The organism is Pseudomonas sp. RIT288, assembly GCF_000631985.1.
Classification (GTDB): Bacteria; Pseudomonadota; Gammaproteobacteria; order Pseudomonadales; family Pseudomonadaceae; genus Aquipseudomonas.
Genome location: NZ_JFYN01000041.1, coordinates 283,445 through 301,589, shown reverse-complemented (window position 1 = coordinate 301,589; position 18,145 = coordinate 283,445). Strand labels below are relative to the sequence as shown.

General features: G+C 60.4%; 20 protein-coding genes. 14 read left to right on the top strand and 6 right to left on the bottom strand.

All coding sequences use genetic code 11. The features are described from left to right. Window positions 1–74 precede the first annotated feature (74 nt). Both BW33_RS23050 and BW33_RS23045 read right to left on the bottom strand, forming a co-directional pair. Window positions 75–590 carry a L,D-transpeptidase family protein gene (locus BW33_RS23050; protein WP_027610965.1) on the bottom strand — a complete coding sequence of 172 codons (516 nt, stop codon included), beginning with the start codon at window positions 588–590 and terminating at the stop codon, window positions 75–77. An 83-nt stretch (window positions 591–673) separates the two neighbouring features. Continuing rightward, on the bottom strand, window positions 674–1,225 hold the full coding sequence (locus BW33_RS23045) for an NUDIX hydrolase (RefSeq protein ID WP_007967805.1): 552 nt from the start codon (window positions 1,223–1,225) through the stop codon (window positions 674–676). 146 nt (window positions 1,226–1,371) lie between these two features. Between BW33_RS23045 and BW33_RS23040 the strand changes: the two genes are divergently transcribed. From BW33_RS23040 to purT, 5 genes are all read left to right on the top strand, one after another. After that, window positions 1,372–1,971: a CoA pyrophosphatase gene (locus BW33_RS23040; protein ID WP_007967803.1), complete on the top strand. Its 600-nt coding sequence runs from the start codon at window positions 1,372–1,374 to the stop codon at window positions 1,969–1,971. Between the two features lie 45 nt (window positions 1,972–2,016). Beyond that, window positions 2,017–2,541: a gamma carbonic anhydrase family protein gene (locus BW33_RS23035; RefSeq protein ID WP_047601386.1), complete on the top strand. Its 525-nt coding sequence runs from the start codon at window positions 2,017–2,019 to the stop codon at window positions 2,539–2,541. Then, window positions 2,538–2,753, top strand: a complete 216-nt coding sequence (locus BW33_RS23030) for a DUF1289 domain-containing protein (protein WP_047601385.1) — start codon at window positions 2,538–2,540, stop codon at window positions 2,751–2,753. Before BW33_RS23035 ends, BW33_RS23030 begins: the two co-directional genes overlap by 4 nt. 127 nt (window positions 2,754–2,880) lie before the next feature. Next, window positions 2,881–3,348: a VUT family protein gene (locus tag BW33_RS23025; RefSeq protein WP_047601384.1), complete on the top strand. Its 468-nt coding sequence runs from the start codon at window positions 2,881–2,883 to the stop codon at window positions 3,346–3,348. Window positions 3,349–3,447: 99 nt separating this feature from the next. Further along, a complete protein-coding gene (purT, locus tag BW33_RS23020) occupies window positions 3,448–4,629 on the top strand; it encodes a formate-dependent phosphoribosylglycinamide formyltransferase (RefSeq protein ID WP_003221968.1) in 1,182 nt (393 codons plus the stop codon). A gap of 94 nt (window positions 4,630–4,723) precedes the next feature. Here purT and BW33_RS23015 read toward each other — a convergent pair whose 3' ends face one another. The 3 genes from BW33_RS23015 to BW33_RS23005 form a co-directional block, all read right to left on the bottom strand. Then, window positions 4,724–6,040 (bottom strand): MFS transporter, encoded by a 1,317-nt coding sequence (locus BW33_RS23015; RefSeq protein ID WP_047601383.1) that lies wholly within the window; start codon window positions 6,038–6,040, stop codon window positions 4,724–4,726. Between the two features lie 362 nt (window positions 6,041–6,402). After that, window positions 6,403–7,635: a CNNM domain-containing protein gene (locus BW33_RS23010; protein WP_047601382.1), complete on the bottom strand. Its 1,233-nt coding sequence runs from the start codon at window positions 7,633–7,635 to the stop codon at window positions 6,403–6,405. Between the two features lie 12 nt (window positions 7,636–7,647). After that, a complete protein-coding gene (locus BW33_RS23005; RefSeq protein WP_027610969.1) occupies window positions 7,648–8,460 on the bottom strand; it encodes a cytochrome C assembly family protein in 813 nt (270 codons plus the stop codon). A 195-nt stretch (window positions 8,461–8,655) separates the two neighbouring features. Between BW33_RS23005 and ffh the strand changes: the two genes are divergently transcribed. The 6 genes from ffh to BW33_RS22975 all read left to right on the top strand — a co-directional run bounded on the left by ffh (window position 8,656) and on the right by BW33_RS22975 (window position 12,800). Further along, a complete protein-coding gene (gene ffh, locus BW33_RS23000) occupies window positions 8,656–10,032 on the top strand; it encodes a signal recognition particle protein (protein WP_007967791.1) in 1,377 nt (458 codons plus the stop codon). Window positions 10,033–10,293: 261 nt separating this feature from the next. Further along, window positions 10,294–10,545 carry a 30S ribosomal protein S16 gene (gene rpsP, locus BW33_RS22995; protein ID WP_003185073.1) on the top strand — a complete coding sequence of 84 codons (252 nt, stop codon included), beginning with the start codon at window positions 10,294–10,296 and terminating at the stop codon, window positions 10,543–10,545. A gap of 5 nt (window positions 10,546–10,550) precedes the next feature. Further along, window positions 10,551–11,087 (top strand): ribosome maturation factor RimM, encoded by a 537-nt coding sequence (rimM, locus tag BW33_RS22990; RefSeq protein WP_047601381.1) that lies wholly within the window; start codon window positions 10,551–10,553, stop codon window positions 11,085–11,087. A 3-nt stretch (window positions 11,088–11,090) separates the two neighbouring features. Beyond that, window positions 11,091–11,843: a tRNA (guanosine(37)-N1)-methyltransferase TrmD gene (trmD, locus tag BW33_RS22985; RefSeq protein WP_003221981.1), complete on the top strand. Its 753-nt coding sequence runs from the start codon at window positions 11,091–11,093 to the stop codon at window positions 11,841–11,843. Between the two features lie 45 nt (window positions 11,844–11,888). Beyond that, complete coding sequence (gene rplS / locus BW33_RS22980; RefSeq protein WP_003175895.1) at window positions 11,889–12,239, top strand: 50S ribosomal protein L19; 351 nt, start codon at window positions 11,889–11,891, stop codon at window positions 12,237–12,239. A 147-nt stretch (window positions 12,240–12,386) separates the two neighbouring features. Further along, window positions 12,387–12,800: an acyl-CoA thioesterase gene (locus BW33_RS22975; protein WP_007908981.1), complete on the top strand. Its 414-nt coding sequence runs from the start codon at window positions 12,387–12,389 to the stop codon at window positions 12,798–12,800. 117 nt (window positions 12,801–12,917) lie between these two features. On the opposite strand, the gene BW33_RS22970 is transcribed toward BW33_RS22975, so the two are convergent. Then, window positions 12,918–14,726, bottom strand: coding sequence for a cation:proton antiporter (locus BW33_RS22970; RefSeq protein WP_047601379.1), 1,809 nt, complete (start codon window positions 14,724–14,726; stop codon window positions 12,918–12,920). Between the two features lie 108 nt (window positions 14,727–14,834). On the opposite strand from BW33_RS22970, the gene xerD reads away from it, so the two are divergent. The 3 genes from xerD (at window position 14,835) to BW33_RS22955 (ending at window position 18,132) form a co-directional block, all read left to right on the top strand. Beyond that, window positions 14,835–15,731, top strand: a complete 897-nt coding sequence (gene xerD, locus BW33_RS22965) for a site-specific tyrosine recombinase XerD (RefSeq protein WP_003221987.1) — start codon at window positions 14,835–14,837, stop codon at window positions 15,729–15,731. A gap of 233 nt (window positions 15,732–15,964) precedes the next feature. Then, window positions 15,965–16,696, top strand: a complete 732-nt coding sequence (gene dsbC / locus BW33_RS22960) for a bifunctional protein-disulfide isomerase/oxidoreductase DsbC (RefSeq protein ID WP_047601378.1) — start codon at window positions 15,965–15,967, stop codon at window positions 16,694–16,696. 131 nt (window positions 16,697–16,827) lie between these two features. Next, on the top strand, window positions 16,828–18,132 hold the full coding sequence (locus tag BW33_RS22955; RefSeq protein WP_003221992.1) for a homoserine dehydrogenase: 1,305 nt from the start codon (window positions 16,828–16,830) through the stop codon (window positions 18,130–18,132). Window positions 18,133–18,145 lie beyond the last annotated feature (13 nt).

Genomic DNA, 18,145 nt, shown 5'->3' with positions numbered 1-18,145 from the left:
TATCAACCCTGTAGGAGCTGCCGCAGGCTGCGATCTTTTGATTTATTTTTTTGTGGGTGACCGGTGGTCGCTGATTAAGGGCGAATCTCGATCATCGTTCCGTCCGGCACCAGACCCCAGACTTCACGCATGTCCATGTTGCGCATGGCGATGCAGCCATCGGTCCAGTCCAGGGTGTGGAACAGGTCTTCCGGGGTTTCTTCCGAATCCGGTGTGCCGTGGATCATGATCATTCCGCCAGGCTCGACGCCTTCGCGGCGGGCACGGGCCGAATCGCTGATGTTCGGGTAAGAGATGTGCATCGCCAGATTGAATTTCTCGCTGACCTTGCGCCAGTCGATCCAATAGAAACCTTCGGGCGTGCGTTTGTCGCCTTCAATCAGTTTCGGACCTTTTTTTGCGCCCTTGCCCAGGGAAATTCGATAGGTCTTGATCGGCTTGCCGTCGGCGATCAATTGCAGTTGATGAGCCGATTTGAGCACCAGTATTTTTTCGATCATCGGCGTATTCGATGGCGTCACGGTGGTCACGAATGACGCTTGGGACACGGTGACGAACGACAGGCAAAACAGGGCAAGCAACCAGCGCATTGAAACGATTCCCCAAGAGTGACGCAAAGTTAAGTGTAGGAGCTGCCGCAGGCTGCGATCTTTTGATCTTTAGATTTTTTGAGTCAGCTAATGGCAGGCTGGACCAACGGCGGAATCGATTCCGAACGAACCGGATACGCCTCGACCCGACGATCCGCGAAGAAGCATTCTAAGGTACGCCCCACCGTGCGGAAAGCCAGCTCGTCCCACGGGATGTCGGCTTCGTCGAATAGTTGCACTTCGAGGCTCTCGGGCCCGGCGGCAAAGTCCAGATCGGCCAGTTCGGCGCGAAAGAACACGTGTACCTGGCTGATATGCGGCACGTCGATCAGCGTATAGATGCTCAGGTTGCGTACCCGGGCGCAGGCTTCCTCGGCGGTTTCGCGGATCGCGGCCTGCTCGATGGTTTCGCCGTTTTCCATGAAACCGGCAGGCAGTGTCCAGTAACCGAGCCGTGGTTCGATTGCGCGGCGGCAGAGCAGCACTTTACTGCCCCAGGTCGCGACGCAACCGGCAACGATATTGGGGTTTTGATAATGAATGGTCTGACAGCTGTCACAGACAAATCGCAGCCGCGAGTCGCCTTCGGGAATGCGCTGGGTCACCGGGTTGCCGCACTGGCTGCAAAATTTCATGCTGGGGTTCCTGAATGCTGCGCCTATCTTGGCGTGCAGCGGTGCCGGTCGGCAAGTTGTCGTTTCGCGACATGGCCCGGCGAGGGGCTTGGGCGGCTGCAATGATTGGTGCATGATGCAGGGTAAGGCACAGATCGAGAACACTCATGCTGGACGAGCTACTGCATAGGGTAAGCAACCACACACCGCGCACGCTGGAGACCGATAAACGTTTCCCCGAGGCCGCTGTTCTGGTGCCGATCACCCGCAGTGACGAACCCGAGCTGGTGCTGACCCTGCGCGCCAGCGGCCTCTCGACCCATGGCGGCGAAGTGGCTTTTCCCGGCGGACGCCGGGATCCGGAAGACCCCGACCTGATTTTCACCGCCCTGCGCGAAGCCGAAGAAGAAATCGGCCTGCCACCGGGGCTGGTCGAGGTCATCGGCCCGCTCAGCCCGCTGATCTCCCTGCATGGCATCAAGGTCACACCGTATGTCGGGGTGATCCCGGACTTTGTCGAATACCAGGCCAACGATGCCGAGATCGCAGCGGTATTCAACGTGCCGCTGGAATTCTTCCGCAAAGACCCGCGCGAACACACGCACCGTATCGATTACCAGGGCCGCAGCTGGTATGTGCCGAGTTATCGTTATGGCGAATTCAAGATCTGGGGTTTGACCGCTATCATGATTGTCGAGCTGATCAATCTGCTCTATGACGAACAGATCAGTCTGCATCACCCGCCCAAAAGCTATATCAATACCTGAAGCCATCGCTCGAATGGCCCGTTCGTGAGCCCTGAGGAAAACAAGATGAAATACCGCCTGGGCGACGCCCGCGTCGACACCCATCCACAGAGCTGGGTTGCACCCAATGCCGTGCTGGTGGGCAAGGTCAAACTCGAAGAGGGCGCCAACGTCTGGTTCAACGCCGTGCTGCGCGGTGACAACGAACTGATCCTGATCGGCAAGAACAGCAACGTCCAGGACGGCACGGTGATGCACACCGACATGGGCTATCCGCTGACCATCGGCACCGGGGTGACCATCGGTCACAACGCCATGCTGCATGGCTGCACCGTGGGTGACTACAGCCTGATCGGCATCAACGCGGTGATCCTCAACGGCGCGAAAATCGGCAAGAACTGCATCATCGGCGCCAATTCGCTGATCGGCGAAGGCAAGGAAATTCCCGATGGCTCGCTGGTGATGGGTTCGCCGGGCAAGGTCGTGCGTGAACTGACCGAGCCGCAGAAGAAGATGCTCGAGGCGAGCGCTGCGCACTATGTGCATAACTCGCAGCGCTATGCGCGTGATCTGGTCGAGCAGGAACAATGAGCACACCGGAAAGACCCGTTGCCTCGCCGTGCGTGAATATCTGCGCACTGGATGAAGACGATATTTGTACCGGTTGCCAGCGCACGGTCGCGGAGATCACGCGCTGGGGCCGGATGACCAATGACGAGCGGCGGGTGGTGCTCGGCTTGTGTCATGAGCGGGCGAAGGCGAGTGGGTTGGTGTGGATGATCGGGTCGACGCCAAACAAGTAACGAAGATCAAAAGATCGCAGCCTGCGGCAGCGCCTACAGGGATCGGTGTAGGCGCTGCCGCAGGCTGCGATCTTTTGATTCTGCTTTGGCTGAAGTAACCTGTGCGCCAATTTCCCAGGTCACCGCCATGATTTTCCTCATCGCCTACATCGGCAGCGTCGTGCTGATCAACTTCGCTTTCTCCACCGCGCCACACCTGGACATTATCTGGTCGGCCTGGGGCGGGTTGGTGTTCGTGTTGCGCGACATGGTGCAGACCCGTTTCGGTCACGGTGCCATCGTGGCGATGCTGGCGGCGCTGGTGTTGTCCTACGTCACCTCGGATCCTTCCATCGCCCTGGCCAGCGCCACGGCGTTCGCGATCTCCGAATGTATTGACTGGCTGGTGTTCAGCGTCACCAAACGGCCGTTGCGCGACCGCCTGTGGATCAGCTCGGCGCTGAGCATTCCGCTCGATACCTTCATCTTTTTCGGCATGATCGACCTGATGACGCCACCGGTGATCATCACCGCACTGGTCTCGAAGTTTGCCGGCGTCACTGCCGTTTGGCTGATCATGGCCTGGCGCGAGCGCAAACAGGCTGTCGCCAGCTGAGCCAAACCCTGCGGTTCATGTAAAATGCCGCGCTTTCTCCCCATGGAAAGCGCGTCTGGCGTTGCTTTCCTCGATGATCCGCTTCTTTGAGGACCTGAGATGACCCGTATCGGAACTCCATTGTCGCCGACCGCGACCCGCGTATTGCTGTGTGGCTGTGGTGAGTTGGGCAAGGAAGTGGTGATCGAGCTGCAACGCCTGGGCGTTGAAGTGATTGCCGTCGACCGTTACGCCAACGCGCCGGCCATGCAGGTTGCGCACCGCAGCCACGTGATCAACATGCTCGACGGCGCCGCCCTGCGTGCAGTGATCGAAGCCGAGAAGCCGCACTTCATCGTGCCGGAAATCGAAGCCATCGCCACCGCCACGCTGGTCGAGCTGGAAGCCGAAGGCTTCACCGTGATCCCGACGGCCCGCGCCGCGCAACTGACCATGAACCGCGAAGGCATCCGCCGTCTGGCCGCTGAAGAGCTGGACCTGCCAACGTCGCCGTACCACTTTGCCGACACCTTCGAGGACTACAGCAAAGCCGTGCAGGATCTGGGCTTCCCGTGCGTGGTCAAACCAGTCATGAGCTCGTCGGGCAAAGGCCAGAGCCTGCTACGCAGCGCCGATGACGTGCAGAAAGCCTGGGATTACGCGCAAGAGGGCGGTCGCGCCGGCAAAGGTCGGGTGATCATCGAAGGCTTCATCGATTTCGACTACGAAATCACCCTGCTGACCGTGCGCCACATCGGCGGCACCACGTTCTGCGCACCGGTTGGTCACCGTCAGGAGAAGGGCGACTATCAGGAATCCTGGCAGCCGCAGGCCATGAGCCCGATTGCCCTGGCTGAGTCCGAGCGCGTGGCCAAAGCCGTGACCGAGGCCCTGGGTGGTCGCGGGCTGTTCGGCGTCGAGCTGTTCATCAAGGGTGATCAGGTGTGGTTCAGCGAAGTTTCGCCACGCCCGCATGACACCGGTCTGGTGACCCTGATTTCTCAGGATCTGTCGCAGTTCGCCCTGCACGCCCGCGCCATTCTCGGTCTGCCGGTGCCGCTGATCCGTCAGTTCGGCCCATCCGCTTCGGCGGTGATTCTGGTGGAAGGGCAGTCGACCCAGACCGCGTTTGCCAACCTTGGCGCAGCGCTGAGCGAGCCGGATACGGCGTTGCGTCTGTTCGGCAAGCCTGAAGTCAACGGTCAGCGCCGCATGGGCGTGGCATTGGCGCGGGATGAGTCGATTGAGGCGGCTCGTGCGAAAGCGACCCGGGCTGCCCAGGCTGTCGTTGTAGAACTGTAAACCGAGGCGCCCCTATCGCGAGCAGGCTCACTCCTACAATTGGAATGCGTTCCCCTGTAGGAGCGAGCCTGCTCGCGAAGCTTTTGATCTTCTATCAGGCCACCTGATTCAGATCGTTATTGCGCGTTTCCTTCAGGCACAGCACAGCAATCAGGCTGAGCACCGCTGCCGCCGACACATACCCGCCGACATAACTCAAACCACCCATCGCCACCAGTTTCTGCGCAAAGAACGGAGCCGCCGAGGCGCCGACGATGCCGCCGAGGTTGTAGGCCGCCGATGCGCCGGTGTAGCGCACGTGCGTCGGAAACAGCTCCGGTAGCAGCGCGCCCATCGGGGCAAACGTCACGCCCATCAGGAACAGCTCGATGCACAGGAACAGCGCCACGCCCCAGGTCGAGCCCTGCGTCAGCAACGGCTCCATCAGGAACCCGGACAGAATCGCCAGCACACCGCCGACGATCAGCACCGGTTTGCGCCCGTAACGGTCACTCGCCCAGGCGGACAACGGTGTTGCCGCGGCCATGAACAGCACGGCAAAACACAGCAGTCCAAGGAACGTCTCACGGCTGTAGCCGAGGGTGGACACGCCGTAGCTCAGGGAAAACACCGTCGAGATGTAAAACAGCGCATAGCACACCACCATCGCCGCCGCGCCGAGCAGGGTGGGCGCCCAGTATTGGCTGAACAGCTCGACCAGCGGCACTTTTACCCGCTCCTGACGGGCAATGGCGTTGGCGAATACCGGCGTTTCGTGGAGTTTCAAGCGCACATACAGGCCGACCATCACCAGTGCCGCGCTGAGCAGAAACGGAATTCGCCAGCCCCAGCTGCGGAACTGCTCGTCATCGAGGGTCATGGCCAGGGTCAGGAACAGGCCATTGGCCGCGAGAAAGCCGATCGACGGCCCAAGCTGCGGGAACATGCCGAACCACGCCCGTTTGCCCTTGGGCGCATTCTCCGTGGCCAGCAACGCCGCGCCACCCCATTCACCGCCTAGCCCCAACCCCTGGCCAAAACGCAACACGCACAGCAGGATCGGGGCCCAGGCGCCGATGCTGTCGTAACCCGGCAGCACACCAATCAACGTGGTGCACACGCCCATCAGCAGCAGCGAGGCCACCAGCGTCGACTTGCGTCCGATGCGGTCGCCGAAGTGGCCGAACAATGCCGAGCCCAGCGGTCGGGCGAGGAAGGCGATGCCGAAGGTGAGAAACGCCGAGAGCATCTGCGCCGTGCCGGAGGTCTGCGGAAAGAATACCGGCCCGATCACCAGCGCGGCGGCTGTGGCGTAGACATAGAAGTCGTAAAACTCGATGGCGGTGCCGATGAAACTCGCCGTCGCCACGCGGGTGGCGGAGTTGGTCGGCTGGGCAGGCGCGGTGGCGCTGTAAGCGGTACTGGTTGTCATGCGGTGATCCCTGACAGTCATGGCTCCGTTGGAGCGAATTATTATGGTCGAACACCCAGGGATGTGGGATGAGGCGCGGTCGCTGTTTCAGGTAGGAACAGTCGCCGGGGTGTAGCGGAAATGGCCGAAACCGGTCTAGTGCGGGATAAGCACGCGGCTTGGCGGGGCTTGGGTAAGCCGAATCGATTATAGGAAGGGGGCTAACGAATGAACAAGAGCAAAGATCGCTGCTGTCGGGCTTTCTGTGGCGAGGGAGCTTGCTACCGCTCGGGCGCGAAGCGGCCGCATGAGTCGGTGGGTAAATCAAGAGCCAGGGCTGCTTCGCAACCCAGCGGGAGCAAGCTCCCTCGCCACAACAGCTCTTAGACCTTGGCAGGCACCGAGCTCGTATGCCAGATCAACACCTTGCTCACCCGGTTGTCCTCGGTCTCGAGAATCTCCAACCGATAACGCCCGATCTTCAAGCACACCGCGCTGTCCGGAATGGTCTCCAGCGCCTCGGTCACCAGACCGTTGAGGGTTTTCGGACCGTCGCTCGGCAAGTGCCAGCCCAGGCATTTGTTCAACTCGCGGATCGACGCGGTGCCATCGATCACCATGCGCCCGTCAGGTTGCGGATGGATGTGCGGGTTGTCGAGGCTGTGCTCGCTTTCGAATTCGCCGACGATTTCTTCGAGAATATCTTCCAGGGTAACGATGCCCAGCACTTCGCCGTACTCGTCCACCACCATGCCCAGGCGACGCTGCTGCTTGTGGAAGTTCAGCAGTTGCAGTTGCAGCGGCGTGCTTTCCGGGACGAAGTACGGTTCGTAGCTGGCGGCCAGCAGCGCTTCGCGGGTCAGATGGCCATCGTTGAGCAGATGGCGGATCTGCCGGGTGTTGAGCACCGCTTCGACCTGGTTGATGTCGCTGTGGAACACGGGCAGGCGTGTGCGTTTGTTCTGGCGCAGTTGTTCGATGATCGCTTCGATCGAGTCGTCGAGGTTGATGCCGTCGACATCGCTGCGTGGTACCAGAATGTCGTTGACCGTGATGTTGTCGAGCGCGTGGATCCCGGAAACCGGGTGGGTGTGAGACGGATGTTCCGGGTCGTCGTCAGGGTCGGCAGTTTCTTCGTCTTCACTTTTCTGCACCACCTGGGGTTTGCGCGCGAAGGGACGCAGCAGCAAACCGCTGATGCGGCTCAGCGGCCAGGCCAGCGGGTAAAGGATTTTCAGCGGTACGGCCAGCAGGTTATTACCAAACGACAGCACCGCATCCGGGTAGCGCTGGGCCACGGTGCGCGGAAAGTAATCGGCAAACACCAGCAATACGGCACCGGCGACGAGGCAGGCGGCCCACGGGCCGTTCTCTTCGCAAAGAAAGATTGCCAGCAATGTGGCAATGACCACCGCGAGGGCGCGGCACAGGGTGTTGCACAGGATCAGGCTGTCGAGCGGGAAGCTCAGCTTCGCCAGCGGTTTATCGCTGGCGCGCGAGGCGGTGCGTTGCGCGAGCAAGTGTTGCTGCGCGATTTCGACGGCGGTAAACAGCCCCGACCATAAAATCAGCAGGACAAATACCGCGAGCATCGGCCCTAAGGGCAAACCGTCCATTTATGCCGCCCGTCAGATGTGCAGGATGTATTCACGAACCAGTTTGCTGCCGAAATACGCCAACATCAGCAGGCAGAAACCGGCGAGGGTCCAGCGAATTGCCTTGTGGCCGCGCCAGCCGAGGCGATTGCGGCCCCACAGCAGCACGCTGAACACGATCCAGGCCAGGCACGCCAGCAAGGTCTTGTGCACCAGATGCTGGGCGAACAGGTTCTCGACGAACAGCCAGCCGGAGATCAGCGACAGCGACAGCAGCGTCCAGCCAGCCCAGAGGAAGCCGAACAACAGGCTTTCCATGGTTTGCAGCGGCGGGAAGTTCTTGATCAGGCCCGACGGGTGCTTGTGCTTGAGCTGGTGATCCTGCACCAGCAGCAACAAGGCCTGGAATACCGCGATGGTGAACATGCCGTAGGCGAGGATCGACAGCAGAATGTGGGCGAGGATGCCCGGCTCTTCGTCGATGATCTGCACCGTGCCGGCCGGGGCGAACTGCGCCAGCAGCACCGTCGCCGCGCCGAGCGGGAACAGCAGCACCAGGAGGTTTTCCACCGGGATCCGCGAGCAGGCCAGCAGCGTCAGGGCGATGACGGCCGCGGCGATCAGGCTGGCGGCGCTGAAGAAATCCAGGCCCAGGCCGATCGGCGTCAGCAGGTGAGTGAGCAGGCTGGCGCTGTGAGCGAGCACGGCGAGGATGCCGAGCGTAACCAGCAGGCGCTTGTTCGCCTTGGCGCCGGAGGCCAGGCGGGTGCCCTGATAAAGGGTCGCAGCGGCATAAAGAAGAGCGGCGGCGATGGTAGTCAGCAAACTGGGTGACAAGGGGAGCATAAATCCTGTTAGGCAGGCCCGAAAGGCGCTGAGTTTGGCATAGAACCGCCACACCACGAAAGTGCGAGGTGTCCGCCCGACGCAGTCTTCGCTATAATCCGCGACCTGCCCACGCCGCAGGCTCGCCGAGCACATGTTGAATCCGGTCTGGGCCGCCATTATCCCGGTCTACACAGGGCCTGAAAGGATCGCGCAATGTTTGAAAACTTAACCGACCGTCTCTCGCAGACGCTGCGCCATGTCACCGGCAAGGCGAAGCTGACTGAAGACAATATCAAAGACACCCTGCGCGAAGTGCGCATGGCGTTGCTCGAAGCCGACGTCGCCCTGCCGGTGGTCAAGGACTTCGTCAATTCGGTCAAGGAGCGCGCTGTCGGCACCGAGGTGTCGCGCAGCCTGACGCCGGGCCAGGCGTTCGTGAAGATCGTCCAGGCCGAACTCGAAAGCCTGATGGGCGCGGCCAACGAAGACTTGAACCTGAGCGCCGTGCCGCCCGCTGTCATTCTGATGGCCGGTCTGCAGGGTGCCGGTAAAACCACCACCGCCGGCAAACTCGCGCGCTTCCTTAAAGAGCGCAAGAAGAAGTCGGTGATGGTCGTGTCGGCGGACATCTACCGTCCGGCTGCTATCAAACAGCTGGAAACCCTGGCCAACGACATCGGCGTGACGTTCTTCCCGTCCGATCTGAGCCAGAAGCCGGTCGACATCGCCAACGCGGCTATTAAAGAAGCAAAACTGAAATTCATCGACGTGGTCATCGTCGACACCGCCGGTCGTCTGCACATCGACGAAGAGATGATGGGCGAGATCAAGGCGCTGCACGCCGCGATCAACCCGGTGGAAACCCTGTTTGTGGTTGACGCCATGACCGGTCAGGACGCCGCCAATACGGCCAAGGCCTTCGGTGATGCGCTGCCGCTGACCGGTGTGATCCTGACCAAGGTCGACGGCGACGCCCGTGGCGGTGCTGCACTTTCGGTCCGCGCAATCACCGGCAAGCCGATCAAGTTCATCGGTATGGGCGAGAAGAGCGAAGCGCTCGATCCGTTCCACCCTGAGCGTATCGCTTCGCGGATCCTCGGCATGGGCGACGTGCTCAGTCTGATCGAACAGGCTGAAGCGACCCTCGACAAGGACAAGGCCGACAAACTGGCCAAGAAGCTGAAGAAGGGCAAGGGCTTCGACCTCGAAGACTTCCGCGATCAGCTGCAACAGATGAAGAACATGGGCGGCCTCGGCGGGCTCATGGACAAGCTGCCGAGCATCGGCGGCGTCAACCTGTCGCAAATGGGCAATGCCCAGAACGCGGCAGAGAAGCAGTTCAAACAGATGGAAGCCATCATCAACTCCATGACCCCGGCCGAGCGCCGCGACCCTGAGCTGATCAGCGGTTCGCGCAAGCGCCGGATCGCCATGGGTTCCGGCACCCAGGTGCAGGACATCGGCCGCTTGATCAAGCAGCACAAGCAAATGCAGAAGATGATGAAGAAATTCACCGCCAAAGGCGGAATGGCGAAAATGATGCGCGGCATGGGCGGTATGTTGCCCGGCGGCGGCATGCCAAAAATGTGATACAGGACACCAAGACTTCGCCGGTCGTCGCACCGGCGCAGACCCTGCAAGGACGCAGGATCAACAGCAAACCCGCACTCGGCGGGAGCTGACTGGCCGTTTTCATCGACGGCTCTATATGCAAATCCGCACGGCATGCCATAGGCGCCGGAAAAAGTCATTTGCAAAAGTCCGGATATTCCTTAGAATATGCGGCCTTTCGGGCACCCATGCCCGCTGTGCATTTAGATTTGCAGCACCGACTACAGGAACGATGTTCACATGCTAACAATCCGTCTTGCCCTTGGCGGCTCCAAAAAGCGCCCGTTTTACCACCTGACCGTAACCGACTCGCGTAACCCGCGTGACGGCTCCCACAAAGAACAGGTTGGCTTCTTCAACCCTGTTGCCCGTGGTCAGGAAATCCGTCTGTCCGTGAACCAAGAGCGCGTAGCCTACTGGCTGAGCGTTGGTGCACAGCCTTCTGAGCGTGTAGCTCAGTTGCTGAAGGAATCTGCCAAGGCTGCAGCCTGAGCAGTATGAGCGCGACGCCAGAAAAAGCTGATGACCTGATCGTTGTCGGCAAGATTTTTTCGGTTCACGGCGTTCGCGGCGAGGTGAAGGTCTTTTCCTTTACCGATCCGATTGAAAACCTGTTGGACTACCGCAACTGGACGCTTCGGCGCGAAGGCGTGGTGAAACAGGTCGAGCTGGTCAGCGGCCGATCCACTCAAAAGGATCTGGTTGCCAAGCTCAAAGGCCTCGACGATCGCGATGAAGCCCGGCTTCTGAGCGGTTATGAGATTTGCATCTCGCGAAGCCTTTTGCCCAACCTGACAGGCGACGAGTACTACTGGTACCAGTTGCAGGGTCTGAGCGTCATCAACCAGGACGAGCAATTGTTCGGCAAGGTTGATCACCTGTTGGAGACCGGCGCGAACGATGTATTGGTGGTCAAGCCCTGCGCGGGCAGCCTGGATGATCGCGAGCGGTTGTTGCCCTACACAGAGCAATGCGTGCTGGCAATCGACCTGGAAGCAGGCGTGATGAGGGTGGAATGGGATGCGGACTTCTAAGCAATGGCCAGCCTGCGCGTAGACGTCATAACGTTGTTCCCCGAGATGTTCTCGGCCATCAGTGAGTACGGCATTACCAGTCGTGCGGTCAAACAGGGGCTGTTGCAGCTGACCTGTTGGAATCCGCGGGATTACACGACGGATCGGCATCACACTGTGGACGATCGCCCGTTTGGCGGTGGTCCGGGCATGGTGATGAAGATCAAGCCCCTGGAAGATGCTCTGGTTCAGGCCAAGGCAGCAGCCGGGGAGGCGGCGAAGGTGATTTACCTGTCCCCCCAAGGCCGTCAACTGACTCAGTCGGCGGTACGCGAGTTGGCAAAATCGGATGCATTGATCCTGATTGCCGGCCGCTATGAAGGCATTGACGAGCGCTTTATTGAGGCTCATGTCGATGAAGAGTGGTCGATTGGTGACTATGTACTGTCTGGCGGCGAGCTGCCGGCCATGGTCATGATCGATGCGGTTACACGACTGCTGCCCGGAGCTTTAGGGCATGCGGATTCCGCTGAGGAAGATTCCTTTACGGATGGTCTGCTGGATTGCCCGCACTACACCCGACCTGAGGTGTATGCGGATCAGCGTGTTCCCGACGTGTTGCTAAGTGGCAATCACGCGCATATCCGGCGTTGGCGTTTACAGCAGTCCCTTGGTCGGACCTATGAACGACGCGCCGATCTTCTGGAAAGCCGCTCGCTTTCTGGAGAAGAGAAGAAGCTGCTCGAGGAATACATCCGCGAGCGGGACGATAGTTAACAACGTATCGATGGTAGATCAGTTGATTTACCTTAGGAGCACAGCATGACCAACAAAATCATCCTTGCACTCGAAGCAGAGCAGATGACCAAAGAAATCCCTACCTTTGCCCCAGGCGACACCATTGTCGTTCAGGTGAAAGTGAAGGAAGGCGATCGTTCCCGTCTGCAAGCGTTCGAAGGCGTTGTAATCGCCAAGCGTAACCGCGGCGTGAACAGTGCGTTCACCGTTCGTAAAATCTCCAACGGTGTTGGCGTAGAACGTACTTTCCAGACCTACTCCCCGCAGATCGACAGCATGGCTGTCAAACGTCGCGGTGACGTACGTAAAGCCAAGCTGTACTACCTGCGCGACCTGTCGGGTAAAGCAGCTCGCATCAAGGAAAAACTGGCTTAAGTCCAGCTTCCGATGCAGAAAAAAGCAGCCTACGGGCTGCTTTTTTGTTGCCTGCAATAAACTGCCCCCACTATGTAGGAGCTGCCGAAGGCTGCGATCTTTTGATCTTGCTGTTTTCGGGAGCCCCTGATTTACGAGCAATAACCCATGACCACCCGCGACCAGGAAATCCAACGCCGCACCGAACTCTCGGTGACCCGCGTGACCAAAGCCGTCTTTCCGCCAACCACCAACCACCACAACACCCTGTTCGGCGGTACCGCGCTAGCGTGGATGGACGAAGTGTCATTCATCACCGCCACGCGCTTCTGCCGCCTGCCGCTGGTGACTGTTTCAACCGACCGCATCGACTTCAATCATGCGATCCCGGCCGGATCCATCGTCGAGCTGGTCGGGAAAGTGATCAAGGTCGGCAACACCAGTCTCAAGGTCGAGGTAGAGGTGTTCGTCGAGAGCATGAGCTGTGACGGGCGAGAGAAGGCGATCCACGGGCAGTTCAGCTTTGTGGCGATTGATGATGACAAGCGGCCGGTGCCGGTGCTGCCCGGATTTGCAGCCTGATCCGGAACCGAGTCGCGGCTATCGCGATCAGGCTCACTCCTACAGTGTCCGTGTCGTATATAAAAGGTGTGAACGACACGGACACTGTAGGAGTGAGCCTGCTCGCGATTCGACTTATCAGGCGCCGCTGGCCTCCGGCTGAATCAACGCCAGCAACGTCCACCCGGATCCCGGTTTCAAAACGGTCTCCGGCGTCACCACATGCACCCAGCCACTGTCATCGCGCATGAACAGCAGGGTCGCCCGATTGCCATGCAATGCCTGGTAATCCTCCCAACCGAACCCGTCGGTCAGCGTCGTGCTGTAAAGCTCGGCGCCGTTGCTGATCAGGCTGGCCAGCTTGGCATAGGTCAGCGCCTCGCTCCCCAGCTGATTGCCGCGATGTTCCAGGCTTGCCCGGTGCTTGTCGCTGCGACGACTTTCCTGACCACTGGCCAGGCCGAACAGGCGTTGATGACCAAAGTCGTGTCGAAAACGCATCGCCGCCAGGGTATTCAGCTCACCCGAGGGCGACAACGCCAATAGATGCCCCAGCCCGACCAGGTCCAGATGCGCATCGGCATGCTGCGAAGCCGGGTTGCCAAAGTACGTCGGCAACCCCTCCATGCGCGCCGCACGAATATTTTCCCAGCTCGAATCGGTCAACAGCACGCGGCTGCCCAGTTGTTGCAACGATTTGCCCAGCAGGCGCGCCGGGCCGTTGGCGCCGACGATCAGGAAGCCGCTCGGCGCCGGTTCGGCGACGTTCAGCAAGCGTGCCAGTGGCCGAGCGGTTGCACTTTGCAGCACCACAGTGCCGATGATCACCGCGAAGGTCAGGGGCACCAACAACAGCGCGCCTTCGTGTCCGGCCTGATCAAGGCGAATTGCGAAAATCGCCGACACCGCCGCCGCCACGATCCCGCGCGGGGCGATCCAGCACAGCAGGGCGCGTTCACGCCAGCTCAGGCTGGAACCTGCGGTGCTCAACAGTACGTTCAGCGGGCGCGCGACCAGTTGAATCACCAGCAGCAGAATCAGCACCAACGGCCCGAGGCCGATCAAGGCATGCAGATCCAGTCGCGCCGCCAGCAGGATGAACAGTCCGGAAATCAGCAGCACGCTGAGGTTTTCCTTGAAGTGCAGGATGTGCCGAACATCCACGCCCTTCATGTTCGCCAGCCACATGCCCATCAGTGTCACCGCGAGCAGGCCGGACTCATGCATCACCTGATTGGACGCAATGAAAATCCCCAGCACCGCCGCCAGCGAGGCGAGGTTGTGCAGGTATTCCGGCAACCATTGGCGACGGATGACGGTGCCCAGCACCCAGCCGCCGATAATCCCGAATACACTGCCGCAGACAATCACGCCGCCGAAGGTCAACAGACTCTGTTCGAGGCCGTTGCCCTCGGAGCGGGCGATGATGAAGCTGTAGACCACCACCGCGAGCAGGGCGCCGATCGGGTCAATGACGATGCCTTCCCAGCGCAGAATGTTGGCGATCGAGGCTTTCGGTCGCACCACTCGCAGCATCGGCACGATCACCGTCGGGCCGGTCACCAGCGTCAGGCTGCCGAACAGGATCGCCAGCAGCCAGTCGAAGCCGAGCAAGAAGTGGGTCGCGACGGCAATCACCACCCAGGTCGTGAGGGCGCCGAGGGTCACCAGCCGATGCACGACGCTGCCGATCTCGCGCCATTCCGACAGGTGCAAGGTCAGACTGCCCTCAAACAGGATCAACGCTACCGCCAGCGACACCAGCGGCATCAGCAACGGGCCGAACATTTCCTGCGGGTCGAGCCAGCCGAGTACCGGTCCGGCGAGAATCCCGGTCAGCAACAGAAACAGAATCGCCGGCAGCTTCAGGCGCCACGCCAGCCACTGGCAACCCAGCGCCGCGGCCCCAATCCCGCCAAATGCCAAGAGAATTTGCTGCTCGTTCATTGATGCTCCCTGTTCCTTGAATTAGCGGGCTATGAAAGACTAGCGGCCATTCCTACAGTTCACTCTACATTTGCGCACAGCCCAGGAGGTTGTGTGTCTTGAGCGCCCATGCCTGCCATCGACCATCCACTGATTGACCAATTCCTCGACGCCCTGTGGCTGGAAAAAGGCCTGTCCGACAACACCCGCGGCGCCTACCGCAGCGATCTGGCGCTGTTCAACGGCTGGCTGCAGGAGAAAAACCTGGAGCTGATCAATGCCGGTCGCGAGTTGATCCTCGATCACCTGTCCTGGCGCCTGGAGCAGAATTACAAACCGCGTTCCACCGCCAGATTTCTTTCCGGTGTGCGTGGCTTTTACCGCTATTTGCTGCGGGAGAAGCTGATTACGGTCGATCCGACCTTGCGCGTCGACATGCCGCAACTGGGCAGGCCGCTGCCCAAATCGTTGTCGGAAGCCGACGTCGAAGCGCTGCTCAAGGCGCCGGATCTGAGTGAAGCCATCGGTCAGCGTGATCGCGCCATGCTTGAAGTGCTGTACGCCTGCGGGCTGCGCGTGACCGAACTGGTCAGCCTGACGCTGGAGCAGGTCAACCTGCGTCAGGGCGTGTTGCGGGTGATGGGCAAGGGCAGCAAGGAGCGGCTGGTGCCGATGGGCGAGGAGGCGATTGTCTGGATCGAACGCTACATGCGCGATGGTCGCAGCGAGCTGCTGGGCGGGCGCCCCAGCGATGTGCTGTTCCCCAGCCAGCGCGGCGAGCAGATGACCCGCCAGACCTTCTGGCACCGGATCAAGCATTGGGCCAAGGTCGCCGGGATCGGCAAATCGCTGTCGCCGCACACTTTGCGTCACGCCTTCGCCACGCACCTGCTCAACCACGGCGCCGATCTGCGGGTAGTGCAGATGCTGCTCGGCCACAGTGATCTGTCGACAACGCAGATCTACACCCATGTGGCACGTGCCCGCCTGCAAGACCTGCACGCCAAACATCACCCGCGCGGCTGATGCCCCCCTGTAGGAGCTGCCGAAGGCTGCGATCTTTTGACTTTGCTTTTGGAATAACAAGCAGGATCAAAGGATCGCAGCCCTCGGCAGCGCCTGCATGTCTTGTGTCAGGCGCATTCGGCCATGCGAGCCTTATGTGGTAGGCTTTGCCGGTTTGCACGATGGACGGTTATGACCCGGTGTTCCGGCACGGGCGTTCTGACCGTTTCATTTGTCCGCCTTCAGGAGTTCTCATGCGTCTGACCCAGATTTTCGCCGCCGCAGCCATTGCGTTGGTCAGCACCTTTGCCGTCGCCGATGACGCGGCCGACAAAGCCATTCGTCAAAGCCTGGAAAAACTCGAACTCGAGGTTCCGGTAGAAAGCATCAGCACCAGCCCGTTGCCGGGCATGTATGAAGTCAAGCTCAAGGGCAGCCGCGTGCTGTACGCCAGCGCTGACGGCCAGTACATCGTTCAGGGCTACCTGTTTCAGCTCAAGGACGGCAAACCGGTCAACCTGACCGAGAAGACCGAACGCCTGGGCATCTCCAAACTGATCAATGCCATTCCGGTGGCCGAAACCGTGGTTTACCCGGCCGTGGGCGAGACCAAATCGCACATCACCGTGTTCACCGACACCACCTGCCCGTACTGCCACAAGCTGCACGCCGAAGTGCCTGAGCTGAACAAGCGCGGCATCGAAGTGCGTTACGTGGCGTTCCCGCGTCAGGGCCTCGGCTCGCCGGGTGACGAACAACTGCAAGCCGTGTGGTGCTCGACCGACAAGAAAGCCGCCATGGACAAAATGGTCGATGGCAAGGAAATCAAGGCCGCCAAGTGCGCGAACCCGGTCTCCAAACAGTTCGCCCTCGGTCAGTCGATCGGCGTGAACGGTACACCGGCCATCGTTTTGGCCGACGGACAAGTCATTCCGGGCTACCAGCCGGCGCCACAAGTCGCCAAACTGGCGCTGGGCGCCAAGTAATTCGCATCGTCACGGTCAGCCTTTGACGATCATGGTCCGGTGGTAATCTCGCCGGGCCATTAATAGAGAGCCGCGAACACGCGGTTGTTTTCCGGCCGACCTTGCGTCGGCCGTTTCATGGGGAGTTCACAGTGAATCCGGTCAAAGTAGGCATCTGTGGGTTAGGGACCGTCGGTGGCGGTACCTTCAACGTACTTCAGCGCAACGCCGAGGAAATTGCTCGTCGTGCCGGGCGTGGGATCGAAGTGGCACAAATTGCCACGCGCACGCCAAAGCCTCAGTTCCAGACGACCGGTATTGCGATTACCAACGATGTCTTCGAAGTGGCCACGAACCCTGAGATCGACATCGTCATAGAGCTGATGGGCGGCTACACCGTTGCCCGCGAGCTGGTACTCAAGGCCATCGAGAATGGCAAGCATGTGGTCACCGCGAACAAGGCACTGATTGCCGTTCACGGTAATGAGATTTTCGCCAAGGCACGCGAGAAAGGCGTGATCGTGGCGTTCGAAGCGGCCGTGGCCGGTGGCATTCCGGTGATCAAGGCGATCCGTGAAGGCCTGTCCGCCAACCGCATCAACTGGGTCGCCGGGATCATCAACGGTACCGGTAACTTCATCCTCACCGAAATGCGCGAGAAGGGTCGCACCTTCGAAGACGTGCTGGCCGAAGCGCAAGCGCTGGGCTACGCCGAAGCCGACCCGACCTTCGACGTTGAAGGCATCGACGCGGCGCACAAGCTGACGATTCTGGCGTCGATCGCGTTCGGCATTCCGCTGCAGTTCGACAAGGCTTACACCGAAGGCATCACCAAGCTGACCACCGCTGACGTGAACTACGCCGAAGCGCTGGGCTACCGCATCAAGCACCTCGGTGTGGCGCGCAGCACCGCTGCCGGCATCGAGCTGCGCGTGCACCCGACGCTGATCCCGGCCGATCGTCTGATCGCCAACGTCAACGGGGTGATGAACGCAGTAATGGTCAACGGTGATGCCGCCGGTTCGACGCTGTTCTACGGCGCCGGTGCCGGCATGGAGCCGACCGCTTCGTCGGTGATCGCTGATCTGGTGGACGTGGTTCGCGCCATGACTTCCGATCCGGAAAACCGTGTGCCGCACCTGGCCTTCCAGCCGGACTCGCTGTCGGCGCATCCGATTCTGCCGATCGAAGCCTGCGAAAGCGCTTACTACCTGCGCATCCAGGCCAAGGATCATCCGGGCGTACTGGCTCAGGTGGCGAGCATTCTCTCGGAGCGCGGCATCAACATCGAGTCGATCATGCAGAAGGAAGTCGAGGAACACGACGGCCTGGTGCCGATGATCCTGCTGACCCACCGCGTGCTGGAACAGCACATGAACGATGCGATTGCCGCTCTGGAAGCATTGGCCGGCGTCAACGGTCCGGTTGTGCGGATCCGCGTCGAGCACCTTAACTAAGCAGAAGCAGCTG

Excerpts from the sequence above, each read along its gene's own strand:
- BW33_RS23050 (WP_027610965.1), bottom strand. The coding sequence starts at position 590 with ATGCGCTGGTTGCTTGCCCTGTTTTGCCTGTCGTTCGTCACCGTGTCC.
- BW33_RS23045 (WP_007967805.1), bottom strand. The coding sequence starts at position 1,225 with ATGAAATTTTGCAGCCAGTGCGGCAACCCGGTGACCCAGCGCATTCCC.
- BW33_RS23040 (WP_007967803.1), top strand. The coding sequence starts at position 1,372 with ATGCTGGACGAGCTACTGCATAGGGTAAGCAACCACACACCGCGCACG.
- BW33_RS23035 (WP_047601386.1), top strand. The coding sequence starts at position 2,017 with ATGAAATACCGCCTGGGCGACGCCCGCGTCGACACCCATCCACAGAGC.
- BW33_RS23030 (WP_047601385.1), top strand. The coding sequence starts at position 2,538 with ATGAGCACACCGGAAAGACCCGTTGCCTCGCCGTGCGTGAATATCTGC.
- BW33_RS23025 (WP_047601384.1), top strand. The coding sequence starts at position 2,881 with ATGATTTTCCTCATCGCCTACATCGGCAGCGTCGTGCTGATCAACTTC.
- purT (WP_003221968.1), top strand. The coding sequence starts at position 3,448 with ATGACCCGTATCGGAACTCCATTGTCGCCGACCGCGACCCGCGTATTG.
- BW33_RS23015 (WP_047601383.1), bottom strand. The coding sequence starts at position 6,040 with ATGACAACCAGTACCGCTTACAGCGCCACCGCGCCTGCCCAGCCGACC.
- BW33_RS23010 (WP_047601382.1), bottom strand. The coding sequence starts at position 7,635 with ATGGACGGTTTGCCCTTAGGGCCGATGCTCGCGGTATTTGTCCTGCTG.
- BW33_RS23005 (WP_027610969.1), bottom strand. The coding sequence starts at position 8,460 with ATGCTCCCCTTGTCACCCAGTTTGCTGACTACCATCGCCGCCGCTCTT.
- ffh (WP_007967791.1), top strand. The coding sequence starts at position 8,656 with ATGTTTGAAAACTTAACCGACCGTCTCTCGCAGACGCTGCGCCATGTC.
- rpsP (WP_003185073.1), top strand. The coding sequence starts at position 10,294 with ATGCTAACAATCCGTCTTGCCCTTGGCGGCTCCAAAAAGCGCCCGTTT.
- rimM (WP_047601381.1), top strand. The coding sequence starts at position 10,551 with ATGAGCGCGACGCCAGAAAAAGCTGATGACCTGATCGTTGTCGGCAAG.
- trmD (WP_003221981.1), top strand. The coding sequence starts at position 11,091 with ATGGCCAGCCTGCGCGTAGACGTCATAACGTTGTTCCCCGAGATGTTC.
- rplS (WP_003175895.1), top strand. The coding sequence starts at position 11,889 with ATGACCAACAAAATCATCCTTGCACTCGAAGCAGAGCAGATGACCAAA.
- BW33_RS22975 (WP_007908981.1), top strand. The coding sequence starts at position 12,387 with ATGACCACCCGCGACCAGGAAATCCAACGCCGCACCGAACTCTCGGTG.
- BW33_RS22970 (WP_047601379.1), bottom strand. The coding sequence starts at position 14,726 with ATGAACGAGCAGCAAATTCTCTTGGCATTTGGCGGGATTGGGGCCGCG.
- xerD (WP_003221987.1), top strand. The coding sequence starts at position 14,835 with ATGCCTGCCATCGACCATCCACTGATTGACCAATTCCTCGACGCCCTG.
- dsbC (WP_047601378.1), top strand. The coding sequence starts at position 15,965 with ATGCGTCTGACCCAGATTTTCGCCGCCGCAGCCATTGCGTTGGTCAGC.